2 protein-coding genes are annotated in these 2,586 nt (G+C 48.8%); both read left to right on the top strand.

Annotated elements, in window-relative coordinates; translation table 11 throughout:
- Positions 1–195 precede the first annotated feature (195 nt).
- Positions 196–1,704 (top strand): IS21 family transposase, encoded by a 1,509-nt coding sequence (gene istA / locus BQ7483_RS00020; RefSeq protein WP_235847272.1) that lies wholly within the window; start codon positions 196–198, stop codon positions 1,702–1,704.
- A gap of 16 nt (positions 1,705–1,720) precedes the next feature.
- Positions 1,721–2,452 carry an IS21-like element helper ATPase IstB gene (gene istB, locus BQ7483_RS00015; protein ID WP_072542304.1) on the top strand — a complete coding sequence of 244 codons (732 nt, stop codon included), beginning with the start codon at positions 1,721–1,723 and terminating at the stop codon, positions 2,450–2,452.
- The last annotated feature ends 134 nt before the right edge of the window (positions 2,453–2,586 follow it).

The following is a 2,586-nucleotide window of genomic DNA, read 5'->3' as shown; positions in this document are numbered from 1 at the left end:
ATGACAGTATCGGCGAATCGGTACCACTGTAGCGCATGAATCGGTACCATCATAGCGCCCCAATCGGTACCAAAAAGATGTAAAGTTCTGCTCATGTATAATAATAACCGCCTATCTTTGCAGAAGAATTTTTAAATCTGTATAGATATGGCACAAAGTAATGTAAACATGAGCAAATTAAAACGTTCATTTCAAATGCTAGCGGCAAAAATACCGCAACGCACCATTTGCGAGCAACTACACATGGGACGTGGCGTACTGAACCGTTACAAGACCTTGGCGGATTCCCAAGGTTTGTCCTATGGCGTGATAGGCCGCATGAGTGACGGGGAAATAGAATCTTTCCTCCAGTTGTCCAAACCCACAGCAGCCCCATCTTCCCAACGTCAGGTGCTGGACGGGCTGTTGCCTGAATATGTGTCAGACTTGTCGCATAACCGCTACCTCACCATTCAAGCCCTGCACGAGTCATACAAGAAGGAGCATCCCGACGGATATGGATACACCCAGTTCAAGAAGTCAATCCGTAAGTATCAGTACTCACACAACCTCAGCTTCCATAACACCTATATTCCTGGGGAAGAGATGCAGATTGACTTCGCCGGCGATACCCTGTGGCTTACCGACCCGAAGACAGGTGAGCTAACCAAGGTTGTCGTCCTGGTCTGTATCCTGCCATACAGCGGCTTGGGATTTGCCAAGGCTATGTACAACGCTTCCATGGAGAACTTCTTCGGCGGTATATCCGATGCCTTCTCTTACTTCGGCGGAACAACTCGCATAGCCAAGAGTGACAACATGAAGCAGTGGGTGAAGAAATACGACCGCTACGAGCCAGCGTTCAATGATGCAGCCGTGGAATGGGCCGCCTACTACGATACAACCCTCCAAACCTGCAGGGTTCGCACTCCCAGGGACAAAGGTCCAGTCGAGGGACTCGTCCAAAAGACCTACAATGCCGTCTACGCTCTGCTACATGACGAGGTGTTTTACAATCTACCGAGTATGAATGCCCGTATCTATGAGTTGATGGACGGCTTCAATGAAAAGCCGTCCAGAACGACAGGGAGAAGCAGACGTGACATCTTCGAGGCGGAAGAGCAACCTACGTTGGGCAAACTGCCCATGACTCCATACCGCTTCAGATATCGCAAGGAGGTGAAACTGTCCGGTACCTATCACGTCATGGTTGACAAGCACAACTATAGCGTGCCATACCAGTATGTCGGGCAAAAGGTGAGCGTACTGTGGGACTTGGATACCGTGGAGGTTTACTCCGGGAGTTCTCGCATAGCCATCCATCAGCGTCGCCAAGGATCTGGATACAGCACGCTTGACGAGCATATGCCAGACAAACATCTTGCCTACAAGCACGGACAGGGATATAATGCCGCCTATTTCCTGGAGGAGGCGGCATTGGTCGGCAGCAACACCACTGCTGCAGTCCAATCCATCCTCAATCGCACGAAGCATGTCGAGCAGTCGTACAAGTCCTGCCAAGGAGTCCTGTCTCTCAAGCGCAAGTATGGCAAGGAGCGTCTGGAGAAGGCCTGCAAGCGTCTGGCAGGTTGTTCATCCATCACCTACACGACCATCCGCAATGTGTTGGAGAAGAACCTTGATCAAGTTGACGGGGAAGAAACAGTCTCAAATGTGCCACAGAACGACTATGTGAGAGGCGCGGAGGCATTTATGAACATTTAAACATATATATAGTAACATGAACTTACAAGAAACCATCATACAACTCAACGAGTTGAAGCTCAGAGGTATGTCATCCTCCTTCGAGGCCATGACCAGCCTTCCTGTACAGAACCGCCCATCCCTGGAAGTCGCCATCTCCAAGATGGTGGATGCAGAGGTGCAGGACAGACGAGATCGAAAGACCGCCATGTATCTAAAAATCAGCAAGCTTAGATATACGGCACTCTTAGAGGATGTCATCTGTGGAACAGACCGCAACTTCACCAAGGATGACCTTACCGCCATTGCCGACTGTGCCTTTATACGCAGGCATGAGAACTTGCTCATACAAGGAAAGTGCGGCTGCGGAAAATCCTTTCTTGCCTGTGCCCTTGGAAGACAGGCTTGCATGCTAGGCTATAGAACTCTCTATCTCAACATGAACAGCTTTGTGGAGAAAGTTGCACTCAGCAAGCTGGATGGGTCGTACCTAAAGATGATAACCAATCTAGAAAAGTATGACTTGCTCATATGGGATGACTTCGGGTTGCAGCCAATGGATGACAAGACCAGACTCGCAATGCTCCAAATCCTAGAAGAGAGATACGAGAGAAAGTCCGTCATTATCGCCTCACAGCTTCCTATTGCCAAATGGTATGATTATATAGGTGATCCTACCTTGGCAGATGCCATTATGGACCGTTTGGTGGCAAATGCAAGTAAAATAGAGTTAAAAGGCGATTCTATGCGCCAGAAATTGAAAAAATAAATTACCTTTGCAAATTGAAAAGCAGAACTGAAATCTTGGTACCGCTTGCAGCGATACAAGCGGTACCGATTGCAGTGATAGCATGGTACCGATTACACCGCTACGCTTGGTACCGATACAGCGCTATCGTCATA

Origin of the sequence: Mediterranea massiliensis, assembly GCF_900128475.1 — a bacterium.
Classification (GTDB): domain Bacteria; phylum Bacteroidota; class Bacteroidia; order Bacteroidales; family Bacteroidaceae; genus Bacteroides; species Bacteroides massiliensis_E.
The sequence above is the reverse complement of the archived record's forward strand: the minus strand, read 5'-3'. Positions and strand labels throughout refer to the sequence as shown.

Excerpts from the sequence above, each read along its gene's own strand:
- istA (WP_235847272.1), top strand. The coding sequence starts at position 196 with ATGCTAGCGGCAAAAATACCGCAACGCACCATTTGCGAGCAACTACAC.
- istB (WP_072542304.1), top strand. The coding sequence starts at position 1,721 with ATGAACTTACAAGAAACCATCATACAACTCAACGAGTTGAAGCTCAGA.